Genomic DNA, 24,344 nt, shown 5'->3' with positions numbered 1-24,344 from the left:
GGTGAGCGATCCGCCCGCACCGACACGCCGCCCGGCCACGCGCTGGGCGGCGTTCGGCGCGGCGGTGGTGCTGGTCGGGCTGGGTGCGGGCCTGGGTGCGGTGGCCCTGCGCTACACGCTGCACTGGGCGAGCGCGCTGCTGCTGCGGCAGGTCGTGCCCGCCTATCCCGATGACGCCGGGGGACAGGCGATTCCCACCGGGCCGGTCTCCGGTCTCGGCTGGTTGCTGCCGGTGCTGCTCGCCGCCGCCCTGGCCGCGGCGGCCGCGCTGTCCCGGCTGGGGCCGGGGCACGTCAAGGGCACCGACGGGGTAATCGCGGCCGTGCACGCGCGCGAACTGGGCGGACTGGGCGCCGGCGCCGCGACGGCCAAACTGGCGGGCACCGCGGCGACCCTGGGCGCGGGCGGTTCGGGCGGAACCGAGGGCCCGGTGGCGGTGATCTCGGCGGCGCTGGCCGGAACCCTCACCCGGCGACTGGGTCTGACGCCGGGTGAGCGCGCGGTGCTGGTCGCGGCCGCGGTGGGCGCGGGGGTCGGCGCGCTGTTCCAGGCGCCGCTGGCCGGGGTGCTGCTGGCCGGGGAGGTGCTGCGCAGGCGCGGCGTCCACTGGCGTGTGGTCCTGGTCGCCGTGCCGGTGACGGCGGTGGCGTTCGGGCTGTTCGCCGTGCTGTACGGCCGTCGCCCGATGTTCGGGTACGCGGACCTCGGCGCTCTCTGGGATCCGGCGTCGTTCGGGCCGCTGCTGGTGGTCGGCGTGGTCTGCGGGGTCCTGGCGCGTCTCTACGCGTGGACCTTTCACCGCGCGGGCGCGTGGACGGCCCGGATCGCGTGGTGGCCCGAATGCACCGCGGCCGCGGCCGGGGCGCTGGTCGGGCTGATCGGGCTCATCCTGCCCGCGACCCTGGGCACCGGCTACGGCGTCGTGGCCGGCGAACTGTCCGCGGTGGCGCTGGCCGCCGCGCCGCTGTGGCTGCTGGCCGTCCTGCCGCTGGTCAAGATCGCCGCCACCTCGATCACCCTGCAATCCGGCGGTGTCGGAGGGGTTTTCGGCCCCGCGATGGTGATCGGCGCGACCGCCGGGGCGCTGTGCTGGCGGCTCGGGATCGCGATCGGGCTCGAGCTCGGGCCGGCGGCGCTGTTCGTCATGGCCGGGCTGGCCGCCTGTCTGGGGTCGGCGGTGCGGACGCCGATCGCGGCGCTGGTGCTGGCCGGTGAGGCCGTCGGGGCGGTGGTTCCGCCACTCGGTGTGGCGGTCGCGGTCGCGGCCGCCGTCTGCTGCGCGGGCGCGGTGTCGCTGTTCCCGTCCCAGGCCGAATCCGAATTGCCAAGGGGTTACCGGCAATTGAGTGAAATTCGAAGGCGCTTACCGGCGCTGTCCGTTTCGGTTATGTTGAGAAGTGGTTCGGAAACGACGGGTCCGAAATGAGCCGGGCACGCGCCGGAGTCCGGAACGGGTATCGCGGGCGAATCGGTGGGGAGGGCTATCCGATGCAGGAAGAAATGCTATGCGGCATACCGGATTTGACGGAACTACCGCTGGATCGACTGATCGAATCGGATCGGCCCGACGTGCGCGCGGCCCTGGTGACCGCGCTGAGTCGCCGGTCCGCGCTGGGAATCACGCTCGCGGGGCACAGCCCGCCGCTGCCCGGCCGAGCTACCGGTGATCGCGTGCGATCGGTCTGACCGCGAATGACGGTGGTGTCGACGATGCGTGGATCGGGCCGGCTGGAGACAGTGCGCATCTCGGCCGGGGAGATCGACGCCCTGGCGATGCTGGACGACGACCCGGGCACCCCGGCGCTCATGCGGCGTGCTCGGTCCAGTCGCACCCTGGCGTTTCTCGCGGGTGTGGCGACGGCACTGGGCGAGACGCCGCCCGAGCGCACCGCCCGCGCGGGCCTGGACACGCTGATCGCCGTGCAGCGGCTGCGGCCGCGAGTGGTGCGGGATGTCGTGCGCCATCCGCGCTTCGGCGCGTGGGCGGCGATCTGCGCGACCGAGATGCACACCCCCGGCGGCCGGGCGCCCGCCGGTGTCGCGCACCTCGCGTCCTTCGCCGCGACGGCCGCCGCGCGCGCGGGACTGGCCGCGGAACTGGACGTGCCGCGGGTCGGCGACGCGGTGGTGCTGCCCGGACTCGGGTGCTGGAGCGGGCATACCGCGCCGATCGCGCGGGTGCGCACCGGTCCCGGCGGCGCCGTGCTGCCCGGGCGGGACTGGACGCCGCTGCGCAGGCTCACCGCGCACACGCGTTTCGGCGCGGTCGCGGTCGAATTCGATGATCTGCCGCCCACCGCCTCGGCCTGGCCGGAGGTGGTCCAGCCCGTCCGCGATCCCTGGCAGCGGTGGCCGGACACGGATTTCGAGCGGTGGAACGAGGTGTTCGCCGACGCGCTGGAACTGCTGTGCGCGGCGGTGCCCGAGCTCGCGGCACCGCTGTGCCGCGGGCTGTACGCGCTCGTGCCGCTGTCCCGGCGGACGTGCCCGTTCACCAGTTCGACCCTGGTCGACGCCTTCGGCACCGCGGCCACGCTCGCGCCGGGCGGCGTGGCGGGCGCGGCCACCGGTCTGCTGCACGAGTTCCAGCATTCCAAGCTCAGCGTGCTGATGGAGCTGACCCCGCTGATCGCCGTGGACGGGCCCGCCGATCTGCCCTCGCCCTGGCGCGCGGACCCGCGGCCGGCCAGCGGTCTGCTGCACGGGATATACGCGCACGCGGCGGTTGCCCGATTCTGGCGGCGCGCCGCGACCCTCGGTGTCCGCGAGTCGATCCCGAGCCCGGGGTCACTGTTCGAGCAGACGCTCGCGGCGTGCGAGACTCTCACTCGCTCCGGTCGATTGACCCCGATCGGCAGCCGATTCGTGGACATCATGCGGTACACCGTGCTCTCCGATATCGACAGCGCCGGATTCGGGGGCGGTGGCTCGGGTGGCCCGGACTCCGACGACGCGGCGCCACAGCCGGGAAAGGACTGAGACGGGTGTCGTCTCCGGTTTATCGGGTTTCCCCCGGCGAGTCGATCGCCGTTCTGTACGCGCCGGAGGACTCGGTGTGGGCGCTGTGGCTACAGCAGCTCGGCCGGGAAACCGGGCGCGACATCCGAATTCGGCGGCTGGACGCGGCGGGCTCGTTCGATCGGGGCGCGGTGGGCACCCTGATCATGGTGGTCAGCGAGCATCTGCTGCGCGTCGCCGAACGCACGCCCAGCTTCTGGCGCGGGGCCGCGGCCGACGAGCGGCGGCTCGCGGTGATCGTCGGCACCGGATCGGTGCCCGCGGCCGCGGCACGGATTCCGGCGGTGGACCTGCGCGCCCTGCCCGATGCCGGGCAGGCGCGAGCGAAGGTCGCGCGGGTGCTCGGCCTGCTCGAGCACGTGGCCGCGCCCGAGACCCTGCGCCAGGCCGCGTGGACGCCGGTGGAGTATCCGGGCAGGCAGTTGTTCGTGGACTACCGATCCCAGTCGGTGCCCGGCTATCAGGCCAAGTGGTTCTACGGTCGCGAAGGCGAGATCGACGAGATGCGCGCCGCGCTCGCCAATTCCGGCGCGGTGGTGCTGACCGGCGCGGCCGGCACCGGGAAGTCCTGGCTCGCCGGGGCGTATGTGCACCGCTTCCGCTCCCAGTACGACCTCATCGCCTGGATTCCGGGCGAGAACGGGGTCGCCATGCGCACCGCGCTGGCCCGGCTCGCCGAACCGCTCGGGCTCTCCGATTCGCTGCCGCGCTCCACCGTGTACCGCGATGTGGTGGAGGCGTTGCGGCGCACCGACATTCGCTACCTGATCGTGTACGACAATGTCACCCCGGACGATTCGCGGTACCCGGGGCAGTACCCGCTGCCGCGGAAACCGGCGCTGCTGTCGGAGGTGGTGCCCTGGGGCGGGCGCGGGCACGTGGTGTTCACCTCGAAGGTCGCCACCTGGTCCGAGCCGCAACAGATTCCGATTCCGGCGTTCAGCGTCGCCGAGGGCGCGAGTTTTCTGCGCAGGCACGTGGCCGAGCTGGGCGACGGGGTGGCCGAGCAGTTCAGCCGGGTGCTGGACGGCAGCCCGGTGCTGTTGAACGCGCTGGCGCACCTCGGGGCCCGCGGCACCGACACGCTGGACGAAACCCTCTTGGACAAGGTGCGATCCGCGCCGCTCACCCTGTTGCGCGGCGCCGGGTACAAACACGCGGGGTCGATCATCGGCGACTCGCTGCGCCCGCTGCTGGACGAGCCGCGCGGCTCCAACGCCTGGGCGGCGGGGGAACTGCTGCGGCTGCTGACCGCGTTCCACGCCGATCAGCCGATCTCGCTGGCGCTGCTGACCTCCGATCTGGACAGCGGCCACCAGGGGCGGCGGCTGTCGGACGAGCTGGCGGCGGCGCTGGGCAACGACAACCGCAGGCGCGTCGTGCTGCAACTGGCCACGCGCGACTCGGTGGCGCAGCTGTGCGCCGATCCGCTGACCGACACCGGGCGGGCGCTGACCATTCACAGCATCCCGTGGTTCGGCATCCACGACTTCCTGCCCAAGGATGTCGCGGAGACCAATCGTCATCTCGCGCACCAGGTCATGTGCGACGCGGATCCGCGGCGCATCGACCGGCCCGCGCTGTGGTTCCGGTACGAATGGCTGTGGCAGCAGCTCGCGCACACCGAGGTGCTCACGTGTGCGCGAGTGGCGCAACCGGATTCGCCGTGCGCGCGACTGCCCGAGCTGATCGCCAACATCGTGCGGGCGCTGCGGGCGCAGGGGGAACTGACCGCGGCCTCGGGGCTCGGGGAGCAGGCGGTCGCGGCCTGGTCGCCGGTGCTGGGCGCCGGTCACATCGGCGTCGTGCGGATTCAGCAGGCCACGGGGAACGCGCTGTGGCAGCTGGGCCGGCTGCAGGAGGCGCTCGGGTACGCGAAGGCCGCGCGCGACGGGGTCGAATCCCAGCGCGGGGAGTACCCCGAGGAATACGTCGCCGCGGGTGATCTGCTCGCCGCGTGCCTGCGCATGTCCGGGGACTGGGAGGGGTCGGCGCGGGTGAATCTGGCCTCGCACGCGTGGGCCCGCACCTGCCTGGGGGACGCCCACCTCGAAACACTGCGCGCCGCACACAATCTGGCGGTCGCCTACCGCATGGTCGGGCGCTTCTCCGACGCCATGGCGCTGGACACCGCCAACTACGAAGCCCTGCGCGGGGATCTGTCGCTGCGCGGGGACGACATGCTGATGCTGCACTGCCTCAACAACATCGCCCGCAATCATCGGGAGCTCGGGCACTACGAGGAATCGGTCGCGGTGCAGGACAAGGTGTTACGACGCTTCCGGGAACTGGTCGACAATCCGCGGCATCAGCATCTGCTGCGGGGCCGCAAGAACATGGCCGTGTCCTACCGCAAGGCGGGGCGGTATCCGGAGGCGCTCGCGATGCAGCAGGAGGTGCTGCACGATCACATCGCGGTGTACGGGCCCGAACATCCCGAATCGATCGCCGCGCGCACCAACGTGGCCAACGACTTCCGGATGACGGCGGACCCCGCGCAGGCGCTGGAGTACGCGCGTGAGGCGCATCAGCTGGGTACCGGGCTGCGCAGCGCCCATCCCTTCACGGCGGCGTGCGCGGTGAACTACGCGGCGGCGCTGCGCGCGCTCGGGCGTCCGGGCGAGGCGCTGGCCCTGGACGAGGAAGCAATCGCGATCTTCGTCCGGCGGCTCGGGGAGGATCACCCCTACACCCTGGCCGCGCAGAGCGGGCGCGCCTCGGACCTGGCCGCGCTCGGGCGGCTGGACGAGGCGGTGGAGCTGGGGCGGGACACCCTCGAGCGGTCGCGCCGGATTCGCGGGCCCGAACATCCCTACACGCTCCAGTGCGCGACGAATCTGAGCCTGGATCTGCGCGACAGTGGCGCGGACGAGGAGGCGAGCGCGATCGAGGCCGAGACGCTCGCGGGCTACGTGCTCACCCTGGGGCCCGATCACCCCGAGGCGAAGGCGGCACTCGCGCGGGTGCGGGGTGTCTGCGACGTCGAGCCGCCGCCGATGTGAGGGGTATCCGGCGGCAGCCGCTCGCAGTTCGCGACGGTGGCCGGGTCCTGCCGGCGGGGGCCTTCTTCGCGCTAGTGCGCCTTCTTCGCGGCCCGGCGCAGCTGCAGGATTCGGGTGCCGCCGACCAGCGCGGTGACCAGCGCGCCCACGATGACCGACAGCAGGACCAGGACCCCGATGGGCAGGTTCCAGTTCCAGGCGAACAGCGAGACGTGGGCCTGGTCGAGGTTCTGCAGGATGAAGACCAGCACCACGATGCCGAGCAGCGCGGCGAAGACGAGGCCGACCCAGGCATAGCCCGCGCGGGTCTTGGGGACGCCCCGATCGGTGTTCTTGTCCGTGTGCGGAGTCGGTTCGGCTCCCGGGTTGGGTACGGCGTCGGTGGTCATGATTCGATCATTGCCGATCGCTATGACCGGTGCACGTATTTCGCCCGGTATCTCTGATATGTCGCTTCAGCTCGCCGTTTGCCGCGACGGGCCCGGCCGGATGCGGGCCGACTGTGACGAGCGCATCGCACCCCGACGGCCCGGAACCGGGTTTCGGGTGGAACACTGGAGGGGTTATGACTGCCGCCCCCTTGCCCCTGGTGTTCGACGCCCCCCGCCGTGGCCTGCCGCCGCGGCATCTCGCCGACCTCGATTCGGCCGAACGCAAGGCGGCGGTGGAGGCGCTCGGATTACCGAAGTTCCGCGCCGACCAGATCGCGCGACAGTACTACGGCCGCCTGGTCGCCGATCCGGCGCTGATGACCGATCTGCCCGAGGCCGTGCGCGCCACGATCGGCGAGGCGCTGTTCCCGCAGCTGCTGACCACGGTCCGGCACATCTCCTGCGACGACGGCACCACCCGCAAGACGCTGTGGAAGGCCGGCGACGGCACCCTGCTCGAGTCGGTGCTCATGCGCTACCCCGACCGCGCGACGCTGTGCATCTCCAGCCAGGCCGGCTGCGGTATGGCCTGCCCGTTCTGCGCGACCGGCCAGGCGGGCCTGACCCGCAACCTGTCCACCGCGGAGATCGTGGACCAGGTGCGCGCCGCGGCCGCCGCCCTGCGCGACGGTGAGGTCGCCGGTGGTCCCGGTCGGCTGTCGAACATCGTCTTCATGGGCATGGGCGAGCCCTTGGCCAACTACAAGCGGGTGGTGAACGCGGTCCGCCGCATCACCTCGCCCGCCCCCGACGGCCTGGGCATCTCCCAGCGGAACGTGGTGGTCTCGACGGTCGGCCTGGCCCCCGCGATCCGCAAGCTCGCCGATGAGGATCTCTCGGTGACCCTGGCGGTGTCCCTGCACACTCCGGACGATGAGTTGCGGGACACGTTGGTACCGGTCAACAATCGCTGGCCCGTCGCCGAAGTCCTCGATGCCGCACGGTATTACGCCGACAAGTCCGGCCGCCGCGTGTCGATCGAGTACGCCCTGATCCGCGACGTGAACGACCAGCCCTGGCGCGCCGACATGCTCGGCAAGAAGCTCCACAAGGCCCTGGGCTCCCGCGTCCACGTGAACGTGATCCCCCTGAACCCGACCCCCGGCTCGAAATGGGATGCCGCCCCCAAGCCCGTGGAACGCGAGTTCGTCCGCCGCGTGAACGAGCAGGGCGTGCCCTGCACCGTCCGCGACACCCGCGGCCAGGAGATAGCCGCCGCCTGCGGCCAGCTCGCTGCCGAGGGCTAGCGCTGGTTTCGCGCGGGGCCGAAAAGCCTTTGGCGCACAGCGGATGAGCGCGTTATGCGGACTGCTTCAGCCGGTTTGCGTTGTGTGCAGCGCGGTCGCGCGCGGGGACAGGGTGCGGGCGTCGGCCAGCGGCATGCTGACGAGCGTCAGGCCGAGAGCCTCCAGGATTCGCAGCGATGTGGCCAGAGTGGGCGAGGCTCGTCCGGCCTCCAGGTTGCGGACGGATGACACCCCGGCGTCGGCGAGGTCGGCCAGATCGAGCTGGGTCAATCGAAGGGCGAGGCGGCGTTCGACGACGGAGGCGCCGAACGCCGCGAGCGGTCCGGCAGTGTCGGATAGTGGACGGCGCCGGGGTTTCGATCGCACGATGTCTCCTATCGTTGCTATCGCAATGATAAAGCCGAGCGTGTTGTCGACCTGCTCGGAAAACATGGATCTTCGACGGCTTAGCGTTGCGATAGCGACGATAAGAGGTGTGGGCTACACCGGAACGATCGTCGCGACTATCTCGTGGATCGTGCCGTCGGGGATGCGGAACGTCTCGGTGATGTCGACCGTCATCAGGGTGATGCCTACCACGCCGGAGTCGAGGAGGTAGCGGGCTGTTACCACGTCGCCTTCCTCGGTCATGTGTAGGTCGCGGACCGTTTGGATGATTTTGTACTGGAGGCCGTGGTTCAGGTCGTGGGCCAACTGGGGGCCCGAGTAGCCGGTTTGCAGGCCGGCCTCGACGCGGGTGGCGTTGGGGGCGAAGGGGACATCGCTCGCGTCGTGGGAGACGAGGGCGTCTATGTAGGCGCGGCTGATCGCCTGGCGGGGAGTGTCGCCGGGGGTCGGGGCCGCGGTGGCGAGTCCCGGACCCAGGGCGAGGGTGGCTGCGGCCGTCACCGACAGAACTGCAACCTGTTGTAATTTCATGCGCTGAATGCTGTCTCGAGACGCGCCCTCGCGCAATCGAATCGGGTGAAAAACCAAGTGGCTCGGTCGCCTTCGGCACGCCGGAGGTCGCCTTCGGCATCCGCGACAGCAGATGGGCGGCCGACAGGTCCGATTCGGAGGGACCTTGAAGGTCTCGGGACGTCGGGGTGCCGCACGCCGGGAATCCCGGCGTACGGCGACCGGTCAGCGACGGGCGCGGTCCAGGACCTCGTCCTCGGTCAGCGCGCTGGCGGGGTGGTGGCTCAGGCACATCGGGACCGACAGCTTGCTGAAGCCCAGACCCTCGGTGGCCCCGTAGAACCGGCCGGCCGACAGGCGCGAGATGTCTTCCACCCGTCCGCCTTTGGCGCGGGCGAGCTCCTTGGCCGCCTGGATCTGGACCGAGGCGTTGAGCAGGCCGAAGAACTGGGTGGCCGCATTGCCGGTGATCAGGTTGTGCAGGGCCTTGGGCGCCTGCGTCGCGAACACCAGGCCGAGGCCGTACTTGCGCGCCTGGGTGGCGAGTTTCAGGGTGCTCTCGGTGGAGGCCTTGGTCGCGTTCGAGGGCGCGAACGTCTGCGCCTCGTCCAGCACGAGCAGACCGCCGAGCGGGCGATCACCGGCCGGATGCCGTTTGATCCAGGCGAACAGCGCCAATTCCAGCTGATTGACGAAGGTTTGGCGCTGCTCCTCGGTCGCCAGGCCGATACAGCTGATCACCGAGATCCGCGCCCGCTTCCCGGCGGCCGGGGTGAGCAGCACGCCCGGATCCAGGCGTTCCCCGGCCCCGCCGAAGACCGGATCGTTGACCATGGCCGCGTGCAACTCGTCGGCCATGCCCTCGGCCAGCTTCACCGCGTTGCGGATGGTGCTGATCCCCTCGGGCAGAGTCGCCAGCAGCGCGACGAACTCGCTCAGATCGGACCCGCCCCGGCGCGCGAAGTAGGTGAGCGCCTCGGTCAGTACGGCGGTGCCGGTGCGGAGCTTCTGCGCGGTCAGCCCGGTCCGGGGCAGCAGGCCCGCCACCGAAGCGTCGATGGCCGTGCGGAACTCGTCGGGATCCTCGAGCACATCGGCGAACTCGGGCAGCGGATTCAACGCGAGCGGCCGCCCCGACTCCCGCCGCGGCGTCCACACGACCACCTCGGTGTCGTCGAAATAGCGTTGTGCGCGTTCGGGATCCCGCGCGCCCCAGCCGGCGGGCGGCGTCGGCCAGCGATCGCCGAGCCGCGCCAGATCGTTGTTGGTGTCGACCAGGATCGAGGAGACACCCGCCAGCGCGGCCTCTTCGACCAGCCGCCGCAGCAGCACCGTCTTACCGGATCCGCTGCCCGCGAATACCGCGGTGTGCTTGCGCAATTGGATGAGCGGCACCCGAAAGGAGGCCCCGGTGTCGACGCCGTGGCCGAGCAGTATCGACGGCTCCGCGTCGGCTCGTGAGCCGTCCGCAATACGAGGCTCGGCGCGCAGCCGGTAATCCTGTTCCGGGGCAATGATTTCTATCCCGACCGCGCCGATGCCGACCGGCTGCCGGTCACTCACGCCTGTCTCGACCGGCCCCCGGCCGCCCACCCCGTTCCCGACCGGTTCCCGGTCACCCACGCCGTTCCCACTCACCGCGTCCGGCACGCCGTCGATCACCCGCACACGCGGGCCGCCCGCGACCGCGTCCGCCCCATCCGACTCGACCCGCGCCGACACCGCGCCCAGCACCCGCGTCAGCAGCTGCGACCCGCTCGCGGGCCGCCGCCGCGCCAGCCACGCCAGGAACCCCGGTGTCGCGGCGGTCAGCATGATCTCCAGCGCCGTGAACACCCGCAGATCGTCCTGCGACACCGGCAGCGCGAGCCCCCGCGCCGCCTCGAAATCCGCGACCGCCGCCTTGGTGACGGGTCCCGGCGAGAACCCGGTGTTGCGCAGCACGATCAGATGCCGCTTCGCGACCCCGGCCCCGATCCCCGCTTCCAGACTCGCCGAGCGCAATCGTGTCAGCACCGCGCGCGGATTGCTGTGCGCGATCGCCCGGAAGCTCCAGTGCTCCTCGTCCTCGGTGGCCTCGTCCAGGGTGCGCCGTAGTCGCGCGTGCAGCGCCTGCTGCACGATCGCGGGCGGATCCACGGTGAACTGCTGTCCCGCCGCCCCCTGTTCGAGGACATAGCAGCACAGCGCCGCGTTCAGCAGCGAGAACATCTGGCTGTCCTCGTATTTGGAGTCCATCGGGCTGATCACGTCGGCCCCGGCCCGCAGTTCGGCGAAGCGCCGGTCCAATTCGGCCAGGTCCGTCGGATCCGGGGGAACCGGCCCCGGTCCGGGCTCTCGGCCCGCGTCGGTGAAGTGCCGCAGCTCCCGAATCTCGTTCGCGGCCAGGCACTGCCGCACATGCTCCTCGACCCGCTGCAGGAGCCGGCGCGGCGTGTGGTCAGCGACCGCGCGATCGTCGAACGCCGCGGGCAGCACCGGCCAGGTCGGATAGGGCGGCTCGAAACCCGCCTCGCCGTACAGACTTCCCAGGTGCCGCTCCACGATCGCGGTCGCGACCCCGGCGGACGGCATGGCGGTGGACAGCTCGACCACGGTGAACCGGTCCGCCGCCGAGTTGACCGCGCGCGCGGTGAGGATCTCCCAGGACTTCGGGATGCAGGCGACCACGATGAGGGTGCGCGTGGTCTCCTCGCGCAGCTGCATGAGCCCGTCCGCGAGCCGATTCGCGAGCGTGTCCCCGGCCGCGGACCCCGATTGCGCGATGACGCTGTCGATCTGATCGACGGCCAGCACCACCGGCCCGGCGAGCGCGAACAGCCGCGACACGTCCCCGAATATCAACTGCGGCAACCGACTCGGCCGCCGGAACCCCCACGCGAGCCGATCCGCCTCCTCGATGCCGTCCTCCAGCGTCAGGAAGCTGAGCCCGATCTCCTGCGGCCCGCCCTTGGCCTTGAACAGCACCAGCGCGCGCAGCGTGTCCCGGCAGTGCAGGGCCACACCGGGATCCAGGTCCCCGACCCGCTCCACGAATTCGTCGATGTCCGCCCGGCTCACCTGCAGCATGCCCCGCAGGCGCATGCTCAATTCCTGTCCGCACCCGGTGAGTTCGGCGAGCGTGCCCAGCATGCGACCGAGCTGCCCGCCGTCCGAGCCGAGCAGCTGCGCGACGATCCCGTGCACGGCGCCGGTCCAGAAGGACTGCCCGTCGATCAGTTTCGGCATGAAGAACGCGCCGCCCGCGCCCTGCACGTGCTGGCGCAGCCAGCCGAGCATGTGGGTCTTGCCGACCCCGCGTTCCCCGCTGAGCACGAGTCCGGTCGGGGTGCTGTTCGGCCGCTTCGCCGCCGCGCCCACCCGCCGGGTGATCTCCTGCACCGCGTGCGGATGCAGCCCGTCCACGTGATAGCTCAGCGGGCTCCACACCTCGTCCGGGCCGAGCACGCTGCCGAACTGGACAGAGGCGAGCGCGTGATGCTGTTCCTCGTTCAACGGGCGGCCTCGATGGTGAGCAGATGTCGTGGCGTCCCGCCGAGCACGATCGCGTCGGCGCGGTCGCGCTCGGTCAGCGTCTTCTGATCCGCCTCCGCGCGCACGTGCACCCCGTCCCGGCGGGCCAGGGTCTCGAGCGCCCGGTCGACCTCGCCGCGCGTGAGCGTCCCGAGCCGTTCCCGCAGGACCGTCAGCCGGACCGGGGTGCCGCCGCCCCGGCTGATATCGGCGTACGCGGTGGCGACCTGGCCCGCGACATCGGGCGTGAACAGGTCGGCGAGCGCCTGCCCGGTGTCGTCGAGGTGCCGGCGCAGCCCGGCGAGGATCGCGTACAGCGTGCCCCCGGCCGCGCCCGAGCGCGCGGGGCGCGGAGCCGAGAGTTCGCGCGCGCACCACACCGCGCCCGCGTCGGTGAGCTCGTGGCTGAACGCCCGATTCACCTTGGTGCTGGTCACCAGGCCGAGTGCGTTGAGCCGCACCCGGTTCCGGCCGTCGAGTTTGATTCCCGCCACGGCGAGCAATTCGGCGTTGGTCAGCTCGCGCGCCTCGGCCAGCAATACGAGCAGGACGCAGCGTTCGTTCAACGTCAATCGCTCTTCGGACATGGTCAATCCCCGTCTCTGTCAACTTCTTCCGAGCCACGGCGCGGGCGGTCACGGTGAATCCTCGTGCGCTCGACGCGATTCCGCGCCCGCATCGACCATATTTCCCCGGCGCGGCACGCGGGTGAGAGGTATCGCCGTCCGCGTAATCCCGGGAGGGGCGGGTCCGGGGTGCTCGGGTCCGGCGCGAGGCGCTCGGCCCGCCTCCCGGTGCGGGCGGGTAGCCGGGGGAGCCGGGGCGGGGATCGCGGACCAGGCACCGCCGCGCGGCGCCGCAACTTTCTGGCACCCACCCGGCAACACATGACTGACTGAGAGCGGTCGAGCCTCACTGTTGCTTGTGTGACTCGTGAGGCCGCAGTGGCCGCATCGTGGCCGTTCCGAGGTGTAAAGGAAGCGTAAGGGTGACCTCTGTTTATGTTGATTTTGCCGATTTGTGATGCAAGTCACTGAGCGAAATCTGAGGGCAAAAGAGACCGAAAGTCTGCTTCGGCGTGCGGATTTCAGATCGAGTTACGTAGATCACTGTCCGTTTTGTACTCTTACGCAACTTTAAGTTACTTCTCAGCAACAAACGGTTGGAGACTTGTCCGTGGGTGCTCGAACGAGGACCTGCGCCCCACCGAGACAGGGGCGGCACCCGCGGGAGAAAGCACGAAGTCAATGAAGTTCAGCAAAGTCGCCGCCACGTCGGCACTGGTCATCGCGGCCATGGGTATTGCCACCGGCACCTCGCACGCCGACACGGCTCCTGCCCCCTCGCCGGTCATCGGCTCTTTGCTCGACGGCGTGAACCAGGGCATCAACCAGGTCGTCCCCTCCATCGGCTGGAACGTCGCCCGTGAAGGCGATTCCATCGTGGTCACCACCACCGCCGGTTCGCTCAACACCGCCGACGGTCAGTTCCAGGTCCTGGACAACCAGGGCAACCTGGTCACCGCCCTGCCGCTGAGCTACACCCTCGCCGACGCCGAGTACCCGATCGACGCCGCCGTCGACGGCCTCCGCGCCACCCTGACCCCGCGCACCGACGCCGGCCGCCCGATCGCCGACGGCGGCCTGCGCCACGAGGTCGCCAACCAGGAGGCCTTCGACGACGCCATCTCCGCCGCCGCCACCCAGTTCGGCCTGGCCACCGCGATCGGCACCCTGGTCGGCACCATCGTCGGCGCTGCCGCCGGTTGCGTCCTGGGCGGCATCAGTGGCGCCGTGCTCGGCATCCCGATCCTGGACGCCGGCGGCCTGGCCCCGCTCGGTGGCTGCCTCGCCGGCGCCATCATCGGCATCCCGCTGGGCGCTGCCGCCGGCCTGATTCTGACCGGCGTGCCGGCCGCGATCATCATCGGCATCGGCCTGGTGAACCGCCTGAACGATCCCGCGAACCAGTAGTCGCGGGTAGTACAACCCACAATCGGGCCGGGTCGCTGACAGCGACCCGGCCCGAAGTGTATGCGGGTCCCGGGCGGTGAAACCGCCTGCGGGACCTGTGAATTCGTACTCGCTAGCGCGGCTTGCGCTGCAGGAACGAGTCGCGAATCATGATGCCCGCCAGCAGCGCCGCGAAGCCGACGAGGTAGATGTCCTCGACCTTGCCCTTGTGGTTGCCGATGATCATGGCGAGCAGGATGAACACGACGACCCACCCGGCGACGCGGAAGGTACGGCGCGATTCGCCGCTCCAGCCCCACGCGGCGGACGGAACCTCGGCGGTGTCGACCTTGGTGACGACTCCTGCGCTGTGGGTGGGTTCCAGTTCCGTGGTGGCCACTTTCGCTCCTTAGGGGCTCGAATCCAATGCTGGCCCATATCGTGGCATACGACCCTGCGTCGTAGCCAGCAGGGTCGCGGCACGCCGTCGCCGGGGTGCGCGCCGAGCCGGGGTGGGGGACAGCACCGATCGGGACAGGAGACAATGGGCGCGTGTCCGACGTTGTGAAGGTTCTGCTGCTGGGCAGCACGGGTTCGATCGGTACCCAGGCGCTGGAGGTGATCGCCGCCAATCCCGACCGTTTCGAGGTGGTCGGCCTGGCCGCGCGCGGGGGCAACACCGAATTGCTGGCGCAGCAGATAGCCGCGACGGGCACCGCCAACGTCGCGGTCGCCGACGAGGCCGCCGCCGCGAAGCTCGGTGTGCCGCTGGCCGGTCCGGACGCCGCGACCGAACTGGTGCGCCGCACCGACGCCGACGTGGTGCTCAACGCGCTGGTCGGCTCGCTCGGCCTCGAGCCGACCCTGGCCACCCTGGAATCCGGGCGCCGGCTCGCACTGGCCAACAAGGAATCGCTCGTCGCGGGCGGCTCGCTGGTGACCCGGGTCGCCAAGCCCGGTCAGATCGTGCCCGTCGACTCCGAACACTCCGCGCTGGCGCAGTGCCTGCGCGGCGGCCGCGCCGACGAGGTGGCCAAGCTCGTGCTCACCGCCTCGGGCGGCCCGTTCCGCGGCTGGACCGCCGAGATGCTCGAATCGGTGAATCCCGATGAGGCCAAGGCGCATCCGACCTGGTCCATGGGCCTGATGAACACCCTGAACTCGGCGTCCCTGGTGAACAAGGGCCTCGAACTCATCGAGACCCACCTGCTGTTCGGGGTGCCCTACGACGACATCGACGTCACCGTGCACCCGCAGTCGATCGTGCACTCCATGGTCACCTTCCACGACGGCTCGACCCTGGCCCAGGCCAGCCCGCCGGATATGAAGCTGCCCATCGCCCTGGCCCTGGGCTGGCCGGACCGCGTCCCCGGCGCGGCCGCGGCCTGCGATTTCTCCACCGCCTCGACCTGGACCTTCGAACCGGTCGACAACGAGGTCTTCCCCGCCGTGGAGCTGGCGCGCCAGGCGGGCAAGGCCGGCGGCTGCGTCACCGCGGTCTACAACGCGGCCAACGAGATCGCCGTGCAGGCCTTCCTCGACGGGCTCATCCAATTCCCCGGAATCGTGCGAACCGTGCAGCGGGTCGTGGAGTCCGCCGACCGCTGGAGCTCGGAACCCAGTACTTTGGACGAGGTGCTCGCGGCTGACTCGTGGGCGCGAGAGACCGCGCGCACGCTCGTGCGCGGCTGACTGCAGAAGGGTTCGACTACCGCATGGTCTACGCGATCGGCTTCGCACTGTTCGCCCTCGGTATCACCGTGTCGGTCGCGCTGCACGAATGCGGCCACATGTGGGCGGCACAGGCCACCGGTATGAAGGTGCGCCGCTACTTCATCGGCTTCGGCCCGAAGGTGTTCTCGTTCCGGCGCGGTGAGACCGAATACGGTCTGAAGGCGCTGCCGCTGGGCGGATTCTGCGATATCGCGGGCATGACCGCCCTGGACGAGCTCGAACCCGAGGAACTCGACCGGGCGATGTACCGGCAGAAGACCTGGAAGCGGCTGTTCGTCATGTCCGGCGGCATCCTGATGAACTTCCTGCTCGGCTTCCTGCTGATCATGCTGCTCGCCGTCGTGTGGGGCCTGCCGCGTTTCGACCAGCCGCCGGCCACCCAGCTCGGCGCCATGAGCTGCGTCGCGAGCCAGGGCCCGGATCAGAAGGTCATCCCGTGCAGCGGCGAGGGCCCGGCGCAGAAGGCCGGACTGCAGCGCGGGGACATCGTGACCGCGGTGAACGGCACCGCCATCGAGACCTGGCAGGAATTCCGCGACCAGACCGAGAAGCAGACCGGCCCCTTCACCTACACGGTCGAGCGCGGCGACGAGAAGCTCACCGTCACCGTCACGCCCGAGCAGGCGGCCACGTACCCGGTCAAGGACGGCCCGGTCAAGATGGTCTCCAAAGTCGGTGTCGGCCAGGACTTCTACGGCCCGGTGCAGTACGGCTTCTTCGCCGCCATCCCGGCCTCGGCCGCGTTCACCGGCGAGATCGGCCTGCGCACGCTGCAGTCGCTGGCGCAGATGCCGGCCAAGGTCGCCGACCTGTGGGAGGCGGTCACCGGCGGTGAGCGCGATCCCGAGACCCCGGTCTCGGTCTACGGCGCCTCCAAGATCGGCGGCGAGACCGCCGAACGCGGTATCTGGAGCCTGTTCGTGCTGACCCTGGCCAGCCTGAACTTCTTCCTGGGCGTGTTCAACCTGCTGCCGCTGCTGCCCCTGGACGGCGGGCACATCGCGGTCGTCATCTACGAGAAGCTGCGCAACCTGTTCCGCAATCGCAAGGGCCTGCCCGACGGTCCGCCGGTCGACTACCTCAAGCTGCTACCCGCCACATACGTGGTGGTGGTGCTCGGCGGCGCGTACATGATCCTCACCCTGGCCGCCGACATCGTGAACCCCATCAAACTCTTCCCCTGATCCCTTCCCGCCGCCGGCGTGTCGATCCTGTCGGCGGCAATCGGTAGATTCGAAGCGGGGCTGCCACAGGCCCGGGGCGGCGAATCCGAAGTTCCTGGCGCGATGGATGTCTCGACGAATTGTCGCGCGATGAAGGAACGGTGTTGCGTCGTGGAGTTGACGCGTGGGGCGAACGCGGCCGTCGCGGCGCCCGCGGTATCGCTGGTGCTGGAATGGGGCTCGGACCGGGCGCTGGATCCGCAGGCGCTGCTGCTGGCCGAAACCGGCAGGATCAGATCCAATGCCGACTTCGTCTTCTTCAACGCCCCCGCGCATCCCTCGGGAACCGTTGCGCTGTCCGAGGTTACGGCCGGCCGGGCCACCCTGCGCCTCGCGCTGGCCGACATCGACGCGACGGTGGATCGGGTCGTCATCACCGGCTCGGTCGACCAGGGTTCGTTCGGCGACATCGACGGATTGACCCTCACCGTGCGCCATTCCGGCGGACGGCTGCTGCGCTACGCGGTCCAGGGCACCGGCCGGGAGACCGCCATGGTGCTCGGGGAGTTCTACCGTCGCAACGGCGAATGGAAGTTCCGGGCCGTCGGCCAGGGCTGGGACAGCGGATTGCGCGGGCTGGCGGAACAATTCGGCGTCGAGGTCGACGACGAACCGGAGTCCCCGCCCACCCCGGAACCGCCCGCGCCCACCCGGCAGCCCGCACCCGCGCCAGCCCGGCAGCCCGCGACCGGACCGGCCGCATCCGCACCCGCTCGGTCGGCGGCATCCGCACCGGCCACACCCACACCCGGTCGTACGCCCGCATTCGACCCCGCCCCGACGCAGCCCGCACCGTCCGCATCCGCGGCCGCCGCACGGCGATTGGATCCGACCCTCCCCGCCCACCCGAGAACCCCGGCGCCCCCGCCGGTTCCCGCCATGCCCGCCGCCTGGTACGCGGTCCCCGCCGATCCGAACCGCCTGCGCTGGTGGAACGGCGCCGGCTGGACCGAGGAGTACCGCACCGCGCACCCCGCGAACGATCCAGCGGTCTGCCCGCGCTGCGGCCGGCCCCGGCACGTGCAGCGGTTCGGCCCGCCGAGCGCGTGCCGCTGGTGCGAGGGCGAGGTCGGCGGTCTGCTCGAGGCCTGGCGCGCCCGGGTGTGGCAGGTGCTGTCCGCGACCGGGCCCAGCGGCCCGCAGTGGGACGAGCTCTGGGTCACGCTGCGGCACAAGATGATCAGCGAGGGCACCGGGAGGGAGGCGCTGCGCCCGCTGGCCCTGGCGCATCTGGAGCGGGTGGTGGCGTTCGCCTTCGCGGACGGCGAGATCGAGGCGAGCGAACTCGCCGAGTTCGAGCGCACCATCGAGATCCTGCGCGCGAGCACCGATCTGAGCGCCGCCCACCAGCACGTCGAGGGTCTGCGCCGGCGCATGCTGCGCGGGCGCGGCCTGACCCAGGTGAAAGTCGGTGACCTGCCGCACATCGAGCGCCCCGACCTGCACCTGGAGTCGGACGAGCTGCTCTACCTCGACGTCAACGGCACCCGCATCAAGTATCTGGCCAACGGCCCCAAGCACATTCCGGGCCGGCTGATCGGCAGCAGCAAGAAGCTGCGTTTCGTCGGCCAGGGCGCGGGCGCCGAATTGTCCTGGACCAAAATCGTTTCCATCCGCCACGAGTACGACACCGTCGTCGTCGAGGCCACCACCGCCCGCGGCGGCGGGACGTACCACGTCCCGGACGCCGAATACGTGGCCGCGGTCCTCGAGGGCGCGCTGCGCGTGGCCAAACGCCTGGTCCTGGCACCCGGCGAGCGGGATTCGCGCGCCGTGCCCCAGGACGTGAAGGCCCGGGTGTGGCAGCGCGACGGCGGCAAGTGCGTCCAGTGCGGCGACAAGCGGTACCTGGAGTTCGACCACGTCATCCCGTGGAGCCAGGGCGGCGCGACCAGCGTGGACAACCTCCAGATCCTGTGCCGCGGCTGCAACGCGCGCAAGGGCGCCCGCATCTGAGAGCCGGGTGGCGCCGCGCGAGCCGTGGCGTTACTCGGCCGCCGCCGAGTTCAGCAGCTGCCTGCACAGCCGATCGGCCTGCCGGGTGGTCTCGGGCTGGCGGAACTCCGGGGTCAGGGCGAGAACCTGGTCACAGGCGGTGTCCAGATCTATGAGGTGCCCGACCGAGACGAACACCGGTTTGACCCCCGCGCGGGTGCGCAGCGCCCGGCCCACCGGATCGCCGTCGATGGTGATCGTGGACCACGCGCCGCGCTCGGTCCCCGGCTCGTCGTACTCGCCCCAGGCGTTCTTGGCCACCCCCAGCGTGGGTATCCCGGTGAGCAGCCCGATGTGGCAGGCGAACCCGAAGCGCCGGGGATGGGCCAGCCCCTGGCTGTCGCAGACGATGAGATCCGGTGTGGTGGCCAGGTTCTCGAACGCGGCCAGGGTGGTGGGCAGCTCCCGGAAGGCCAGCAGGCCCGGGACGTAGGGGAAATCGGTGGTCCCGCGCGCGGTCGCGGTCTCGAGGGTGGCCAGGGAACCCGCCGCCAGCAGCACGATGGCGGCGGCCACGGTGCCGTCGTCGCCGTAGGCCGAGTCAAGCCCCGCGATCGTCTCGAACTTCGGGGGGCGCGGGTTCGCGGCGACCACCCGGGTGCGCAGCAGATCTTGAAGGGCGATGGCCTCCGCCGGCGTTGCGGGCCAGGGATCGATGTTCGCTACCTTCACATTTCGCACCGTATACCTTCGCGCCATCTGTAACGAATAAGAAGGGTAGGCCCCGGGCCGACTCCGGGCGGGCCGTCCGGCGCAGGTAGCCTTGTCGCCGCCGTCACAGGGCGACCGGTATCCGCGCGTCGGTAAGCTCGGGATCGGAACGGGTGAGCACGAGACGAAAGTAGGCAGCTGATCGTGAGCAGTGCCATCACACTGGGGATGCCGTCCGCACCGGCGGCCGTCCTCGCACCCCGGCGTAAGACCCGCCAGCTGATGGTGGGCAAGGTCGGTGTCGGCAGTGATTCCCCGATCTCGGTGCAGTCGATGACCACCACCAAGACCCATGACATCAACGCGACCCTGCAGCAGATCGCGCAGCTGACCGCCTCGGGCTGCGACATCGTGCGTGTGGCCTGCCCCCGGCAGGAGGACGCGGACGCGCTGCCCACGATCGCCAAGAAGTCGGGTATCCCGGTCATCGCCGATATCCACTTCCAGCCCAAGTACATCTTCGCCGCGATCGACGCCGGCTGTGCCGCGGTCCGCGTGAACCCCGGCAACATCAAGGAGTTCGACGGCCGCGTCAAGGAGGTCGCGAAGGCGGCCGGTGCCGCGGGCATTCCCATTCGCATCGGCGTCAACGCCGGTTCGCTCGACAAGCGCATGCTCGAGAAGTACGGCAAGGCCACCCCCGAAGCGCTGGTGGAGTCCGCGCTGTGGGAGGCGAGCCTGTTCGAGGAGCACGGCTTCGGCGACATCAAGATCTCGGTCAAGCACAACGACCCGGTGATCATGGTGGAGGCCTACCGCCAGCTCGCCGCCGCCTGCGACTACCCGCTGCACCTGGGCGTCACCGAGGCCGGTCCGGCCTTCCAGGGCACCATCAAGTCCGCGGTGGCCTTCGGCGCGCTGCTGTCGGAGGGCATCGGCGACACCATTCGCGTCTCGCTCTCGGCCCCGCCCGCCGAGGAGATCAAGGTCGGCGACCGCATCCTGCAGTCGCTGAATCTGCGCCCGCGCAAGCTCGAGATCGTCTCCTGCCCGTCGTGTGGTCGCGCGCAGGTCGACGTCTACACCCTGGCCGAGCAGGTCACCGCCGGTCTGGACGGCCTGGAGGTGCCGCTGCGCGTGGCCGTCATGGGCTGCGTGGTGAACGGTCCCGGCGAGGCCCGCGAGGCCGACCTGGGTGTGGCCTCGGGCAACGGCCGCGGCCAGATCTTCGTCAAGGGCGAGGTCATCAAGACCGTGCCCGAACATCTCATCGTCGAGACCCTCATCGAAGAGGCCATGCGCATCGCGGAGGAGATGGGTGACAGCGAAGGGACCGGCTCGCCGGTGGTCACCGCCGGGTAATTCGCAGGTCAACTGGCGGGCGCGGCCAATAGTCGGGCACATCGCCGCAAGTTCTGGCAGGCTGTGATCGTGCGGAGTGTGCTGGAGCCGACGCGCCGGCCCAAATCGTCCGGTGCCCGTCAGCTCGCGAACCGCGATCTGACGCAAGTTCTGCGTGTCCTGGATACCGACCCGGTCGCCAGTTGCATGGTGGCCGCCCGGTTGCAGGAGTGTGGACTCGATACCCGGGGCGTCTACGGCGAGCTGTGGAGCCGGGGCGGCCCCGGGGACTCCCTGTGCTTCTCCGGCGCCAATCTGGTGCCGCTGCGCGGCAATCGGGCCGATCTGCGGGCCTTCGCAGACCGGGCCATCCGGGGTCCGCGCGTGTGTTCCTCGGTGGTGGGCCGGCGCGAGCTGGCGCTGCCGCTGTGGGAACTGCTGTCCGAGCACTGGGGTCCCGCCCGCGAGCTACGCGCGGATCAGCCCCTGCTGGCGCTCGAGCGCACCGCGGGCGTCGCCCCGGATCTGCGGGTGCGCCGCGTGCGGCCCGAGGAGCTCGATCGCTATCTGATCGCCGCGGTCGCGATGTTCACCGAGGAGATCGGGGTCGATCCGCGCGCCGGTGACGGCGGCCGAGGGTATCGCCGCCGGGTTGCCGGTCTCATCGAATCCGGGCGCGCCTGGGCCCGTTTCGAGGACGGCGAAGTGGTTTTCAAGGCCGAGGTGGGCGCGCTGTCCCGTCGCACCGGCCAGATTCAGGGCGTGTGGGTGCACCCGGATCATCGCGGCACGGGAGTCGGTACCGCGGGCACCGCGGCGGTCGCGAATGTGGTGGTGGCCTCGGGGCGTACCGCCAGTCTGTACGTGAACTGCTACAACGAGGTCGCGCGCGCGGCGTACAAGAAGGTCGGCTTCCGGCAGATCGCGACATTCGCCACCGTACTGCTGGATTGAGCGCGGGTTTCTGTGAGAACGGCGTGAAATCCGTTCTCGCTCAGTGTGTCGCGCCGGTTTGCCCATAGTTGGCTCTACGATCTGTGCCGATGTCAACTCGGTTCTCTCCGTCGCGGCGGCACTCCCTGCTGACTGCCCTGCTGACCGTCACCGCGGTGTCGGTGGCCGCGGTCGGCTGCGCCACGGGGCCGCAGGGTCCGGCCCAGACCGCCGATGCCTTCCTGTCCGCGTTCGCGGACAAGGACGTGCAGGCCGCCGCCGATCTCACCAACCTGCCCGAGAAGGCCGCTCCCGCACTGTCTTCCGCGTGGGATCAGCTCCAGGCCGAGGAACTGATCGCGCATTCGGAGCCGCCCCGGGTCACCGGCGACACCGCCACCGTGGACTACACCTACGAGTGGCACCTGCCCAAGAACCGCGTGTGGACCTACAGCGGGCAACTGCAGATGGGTCGCAGCGAGGGCTCCTGGGCGGTGCGCTGGAACTCGGCGAACATCCATCCGCAACTGGGCAATACCCAGACCCTGCAGCTGCGCGGCCTGCCCGCGCCCAAGGCCAGGGTGAACGAGCGCTCGGGTTCGGACGTGCTCGTGCCCGGCCCGATCTACCGAATCTTCTTCGACCGCAAGGGCACATCGGACCCCATCGGGGTGGCCAACTCGCTCGCCGTCGTCCTGCGCCAGTTCGACGAGGACCTCACCCCGCTCGCGGTGCTCACCGCCGCCCGCAAGGCCGAGGGCAAGTTCACCGTGATCACGCTCTCGGAGTGGGAGTACAACGAGGTCGCCGCCGAGCTGTCCGGTCTGCGCGGTGTCAGTCACGACAAGCAGTGGGACATGGTCCCCACCGATCGCCGTTTCGCGCCCGATCTGCTGACCCAGGTGCGCAAGACCGTGATCGACGAGGTGGACGGCAAGGCCGGGTGGGCGGTGCTGACCGTCAACGCCAACGGCGCCGACGTCGACGTGCTCACCGAGGTGGAACCGCAGGCGTCGCCGTCGTTCTCGCTGAGCGTCGACCGCTACATCCAGAACGCCGCCCAGCGCGCGGTGGATCTGCGCCAGGAGCAGGCCATGATGGTCGTGATGCAGCCCTCGACGGGTGCGATCCTGGCCATCGCGCAGAACGAGGCCGCCGACGCCGACGGCCCGGTCGCGGCCTCGGGACTGTATCCGCCGGGCTCGACCTTCAAGACGGTGACCGCGGCCGCCGCGATGACCGCGGGCCTGGCCGATCCCGAGACGGTGGTGCCGTGCCCGAGCACGATCATCGTGGGGGATCGGACCATCCCGAACTACAACCTCTTCACGGTCGGCGACGTGCCGATGTGGCAGGCGTACGAGCGGTCCTGCAACACCGCCTTCGCCAAGATCGCCTCGGAACTGGGCGGGGAGGATCTGCGCACGGCGGCGGCCGCGCTGGGCGTCGGCCCGGACTACTCGGTGGTCGGCCTGCCGACGGTGTCGGGTTCGGTGCCCGTGGCCGACGAACTCGTGCAGCGCGCGGAGGACGGCATCGGTCAGGGCAAGGTGCTCATGAGCCCGTTCGGGCTGGCCCTGGTGGCCGCGACCATCGCGCACGGTACGACGCCGGTGCCGTATCTGATCTCCGGCCATCCGACCGAGGTCTCCGGCGACCGGACCCAGCTCGGCCCCGAGGTGGTGGACGGGCTGCGGCTGATGATGCGCCGGGTGGTGCTCGGCGGTACCGCCGAGCGCATTCGCGATCAGGGCGAGGTGTACGGCAAGACCGGCGAGGCCGAGGTGGACGGCGGCTCGCACGCGTGGTTCGTGGGGTATCGCGGTGATATGGCCTTCGCCACGCTGGTGGTGCGCGGCGGCAGTTCCGACAACGCGGTGGCGGTGACCAGGGACATGCTCACGGCGCTGCCGCCGGGATATCGATAGCGGGCCCGAACTCGACGCGAAGGGTCAGCGGTCGGTGGGCAGGGTGCGCGCGGAGAGCGTGCAGGCGTCGGGCTGGATGTTGCCGTTGATGGTGTCGGAGACGAATCGCTGCTGGGCCAGGGTTCTGGCGGGCGGGCCGACCGTGGAGGCATCGCCGAGAATCTCGGTGACCCCGGCGCCGGCGAGGATCATGCCGGCGGTGGTGAGTAGTAGAAGAGCCGAACGCTTCATATCCCACTCCCTTGTTTTGGGGATGAGTCGGGAGACCCGGAACGGTCTGTCGCGGATAACCGGTGCTCATGAGTGGTGGCTGATTGTTTGCCAACGCATGGAACGGTAATCGGACAGCCATGCACGGGGCAACCCATTGGTGTGATCCCGCACACTTCGCGACGGGAAGTGGTGCGGATCACCAGGGGGAATGCGTTCGGCCACGCCGGGCCGTTATCGAATTGTCGCGATATACCTGTCGGTTGCCA

The 24,344-nt window shown here is 70.3% G+C and carries 20 protein-coding genes; 12 read left to right on the top strand and 8 right to left on the bottom strand.

Annotated features, from left to right (window positions below):
- Position 1 precedes the first annotated feature (1 nt).
- From ACWDOP_RS13325 to fxsT, 4 genes are all read left to right on the top strand, one after another.
- Complete coding sequence (locus tag ACWDOP_RS13325) at positions 2 to 1,426, top strand: chloride channel protein (protein WP_456345259.1); 1,425 nt, start codon at positions 2 to 4, stop codon at positions 1,424 to 1,426.
- Between the two features lie 95 nt (positions 1,427 to 1,521).
- Positions 1,522 to 1,686 (top strand): hypothetical protein, encoded by a 165-nt coding sequence (locus ACWDOP_RS13320; protein ID WP_456345258.1) that lies wholly within the window; start codon positions 1,522 to 1,524, stop codon positions 1,684 to 1,686.
- A 24-nt stretch (positions 1,687 to 1,710) separates the two neighbouring features.
- Positions 1,711 to 2,979 (top strand): aKG-HExxH-type peptide beta-hydroxylase, encoded by a 1,269-nt coding sequence (locus ACWDOP_RS13315; protein ID WP_456345257.1) that lies wholly within the window; start codon positions 1,711 to 1,713, stop codon positions 2,977 to 2,979.
- A 5-nt stretch (positions 2,980 to 2,984) separates the two neighbouring features.
- Entirely contained in the window at positions 2,985 to 6,020 is a 3,036-nt protein-coding gene (fxsT, locus tag ACWDOP_RS13310) for an FxSxx-COOH system tetratricopeptide repeat protein (protein WP_456345256.1), read from the top strand.
- A gap of 71 nt (positions 6,021 to 6,091) precedes the next feature.
- Here the strand turns inward: fxsT and ACWDOP_RS13305 are convergent, their stop codons facing one another.
- A complete protein-coding gene (locus ACWDOP_RS13305) occupies positions 6,092 to 6,409 on the bottom strand; it encodes a LapA family protein (RefSeq protein ID WP_456345255.1) in 318 nt (105 codons plus the stop codon).
- Between the two features lie 176 nt (positions 6,410 to 6,585).
- On the opposite strand from ACWDOP_RS13305, the gene rlmN reads away from it, so the two are divergent.
- Positions 6,586 to 7,698, top strand: coding sequence for a 23S rRNA (adenine(2503)-C(2))-methyltransferase RlmN (gene rlmN, locus ACWDOP_RS13300; protein ID WP_454209004.1), 1,113 nt, complete (start codon positions 6,586 to 6,588; stop codon positions 7,696 to 7,698).
- Between the two features lie 66 nt (positions 7,699 to 7,764).
- Here rlmN and ACWDOP_RS13295 read toward each other — a convergent pair whose 3' ends face one another.
- The 4 genes from ACWDOP_RS13295 to ACWDOP_RS13280 form a co-directional block, all read right to left on the bottom strand.
- Entirely contained in the window at positions 7,765 to 8,130 is a 366-nt protein-coding gene (locus ACWDOP_RS13295; RefSeq protein WP_456345254.1) for a helix-turn-helix domain-containing protein, read from the bottom strand.
- Between the two features lie 48 nt (positions 8,131 to 8,178).
- Positions 8,179 to 8,586, bottom strand: a complete 408-nt coding sequence (locus tag ACWDOP_RS13290) for a hypothetical protein (RefSeq protein WP_456345253.1) — start codon at positions 8,584 to 8,586, stop codon at positions 8,179 to 8,181.
- 234 nt (positions 8,587 to 8,820) lie between these two features.
- The gene (locus tag ACWDOP_RS13285; RefSeq protein ID WP_456345252.1) at positions 8,821 to 12,090 is read right to left on the bottom strand and encodes an ATP-binding protein; all 3,270 of its coding nucleotides are present in this window, start codon (positions 12,088 to 12,090) and stop codon (positions 8,821 to 8,823) included.
- Entirely contained in the window at positions 12,087 to 12,695 is a 609-nt protein-coding gene (locus tag ACWDOP_RS13280) for a hypothetical protein (protein ID WP_456345251.1), read from the bottom strand. Before ACWDOP_RS13280 ends, ACWDOP_RS13285 begins: the two co-directional genes overlap by 4 nt.
- Positions 12,696 to 13,355: 660 nt before the next feature.
- Here ACWDOP_RS13280 and ACWDOP_RS13275 point away from each other — a divergent pair.
- Positions 13,356 to 14,081, top strand: coding sequence for a hypothetical protein (locus ACWDOP_RS13275; RefSeq protein ID WP_456345250.1), 726 nt, complete (start codon positions 13,356 to 13,358; stop codon positions 14,079 to 14,081).
- 112 nt (positions 14,082 to 14,193) lie between these two features.
- On the opposite strand, the gene ACWDOP_RS13270 is transcribed toward ACWDOP_RS13275, so the two are convergent.
- Complete coding sequence (locus ACWDOP_RS13270) at positions 14,194 to 14,460, bottom strand: DUF2631 domain-containing protein (RefSeq protein WP_454208319.1); 267 nt, start codon at positions 14,458 to 14,460, stop codon at positions 14,194 to 14,196.
- A 152-nt stretch (positions 14,461 to 14,612) separates the two neighbouring features.
- Between ACWDOP_RS13270 and dxr the strand changes: the two genes are divergently transcribed.
- The 3 genes from dxr to ACWDOP_RS13255 all read left to right on the top strand — a co-directional run bounded on the left by dxr (position 14,613) and on the right by ACWDOP_RS13255 (position 18,973).
- Positions 14,613 to 15,752 (top strand): 1-deoxy-D-xylulose-5-phosphate reductoisomerase, encoded by a 1,140-nt coding sequence (dxr, locus tag ACWDOP_RS13265; protein WP_456345249.1) that lies wholly within the window; start codon positions 14,613 to 14,615, stop codon positions 15,750 to 15,752.
- Positions 15,753 to 15,775: 23 nt separating this feature from the next.
- Entirely contained in the window at positions 15,776 to 16,978 is a 1,203-nt protein-coding gene (locus tag ACWDOP_RS13260; protein ID WP_454208317.1) for a M50 family metallopeptidase, read from the top strand.
- Positions 16,979 to 17,128: 150 nt separating this feature from the next.
- Positions 17,129 to 18,973: a TerD family protein gene (locus tag ACWDOP_RS13255; protein ID WP_456345248.1), complete on the top strand. Its 1,845-nt coding sequence runs from the start codon at positions 17,129 to 17,131 to the stop codon at positions 18,971 to 18,973.
- A 30-nt stretch (positions 18,974 to 19,003) separates the two neighbouring features.
- Here the strand turns inward: ACWDOP_RS13255 and ACWDOP_RS13250 are convergent, their stop codons facing one another.
- Entirely contained in the window at positions 19,004 to 19,684 is a 681-nt protein-coding gene (locus tag ACWDOP_RS13250; RefSeq protein ID WP_456345247.1) for an endonuclease V, read from the bottom strand.
- Positions 19,685 to 19,891: 207 nt separating this feature from the next.
- Here ACWDOP_RS13250 and ispG point away from each other — a divergent pair, with 207 nt between their 5' ends.
- From ispG to ACWDOP_RS13235, 3 genes are all read left to right on the top strand, one after another.
- On the top strand, positions 19,892 to 21,025 hold the full coding sequence (gene ispG / locus ACWDOP_RS13245) for a flavodoxin-dependent (E)-4-hydroxy-3-methylbut-2-enyl-diphosphate synthase (RefSeq protein ID WP_454208328.1): 1,134 nt from the start codon (positions 19,892 to 19,894) through the stop codon (positions 21,023 to 21,025).
- A gap of 69 nt (positions 21,026 to 21,094) precedes the next feature.
- Entirely contained in the window at positions 21,095 to 21,958 is an 864-nt protein-coding gene (locus ACWDOP_RS13240; RefSeq protein ID WP_454208314.1) for a GNAT family N-acetyltransferase, read from the top strand.
- A gap of 89 nt (positions 21,959 to 22,047) precedes the next feature.
- Positions 22,048 to 23,865 carry a penicillin-binding transpeptidase domain-containing protein gene (locus tag ACWDOP_RS13235; RefSeq protein WP_456345246.1) on the top strand — a complete coding sequence of 606 codons (1,818 nt, stop codon included), beginning with the start codon at positions 22,048 to 22,050 and terminating at the stop codon, positions 23,863 to 23,865.
- A 24-nt stretch (positions 23,866 to 23,889) separates the two neighbouring features.
- Here ACWDOP_RS13235 and ACWDOP_RS13230 read toward each other — a convergent pair whose 3' ends face one another.
- Entirely contained in the window at positions 23,890 to 24,096 is a 207-nt protein-coding gene (locus ACWDOP_RS13230) for a hypothetical protein (protein WP_456345245.1), read from the bottom strand.
- Positions 24,097 to 24,344: the final 248 nt, after the last annotated feature.

The sequence above is a fragment of the Nocardia sp. NPDC003693 genome (assembly GCF_053981095.1).
This window is presented reverse-complemented; position numbering and strand designations above follow the sequence as displayed.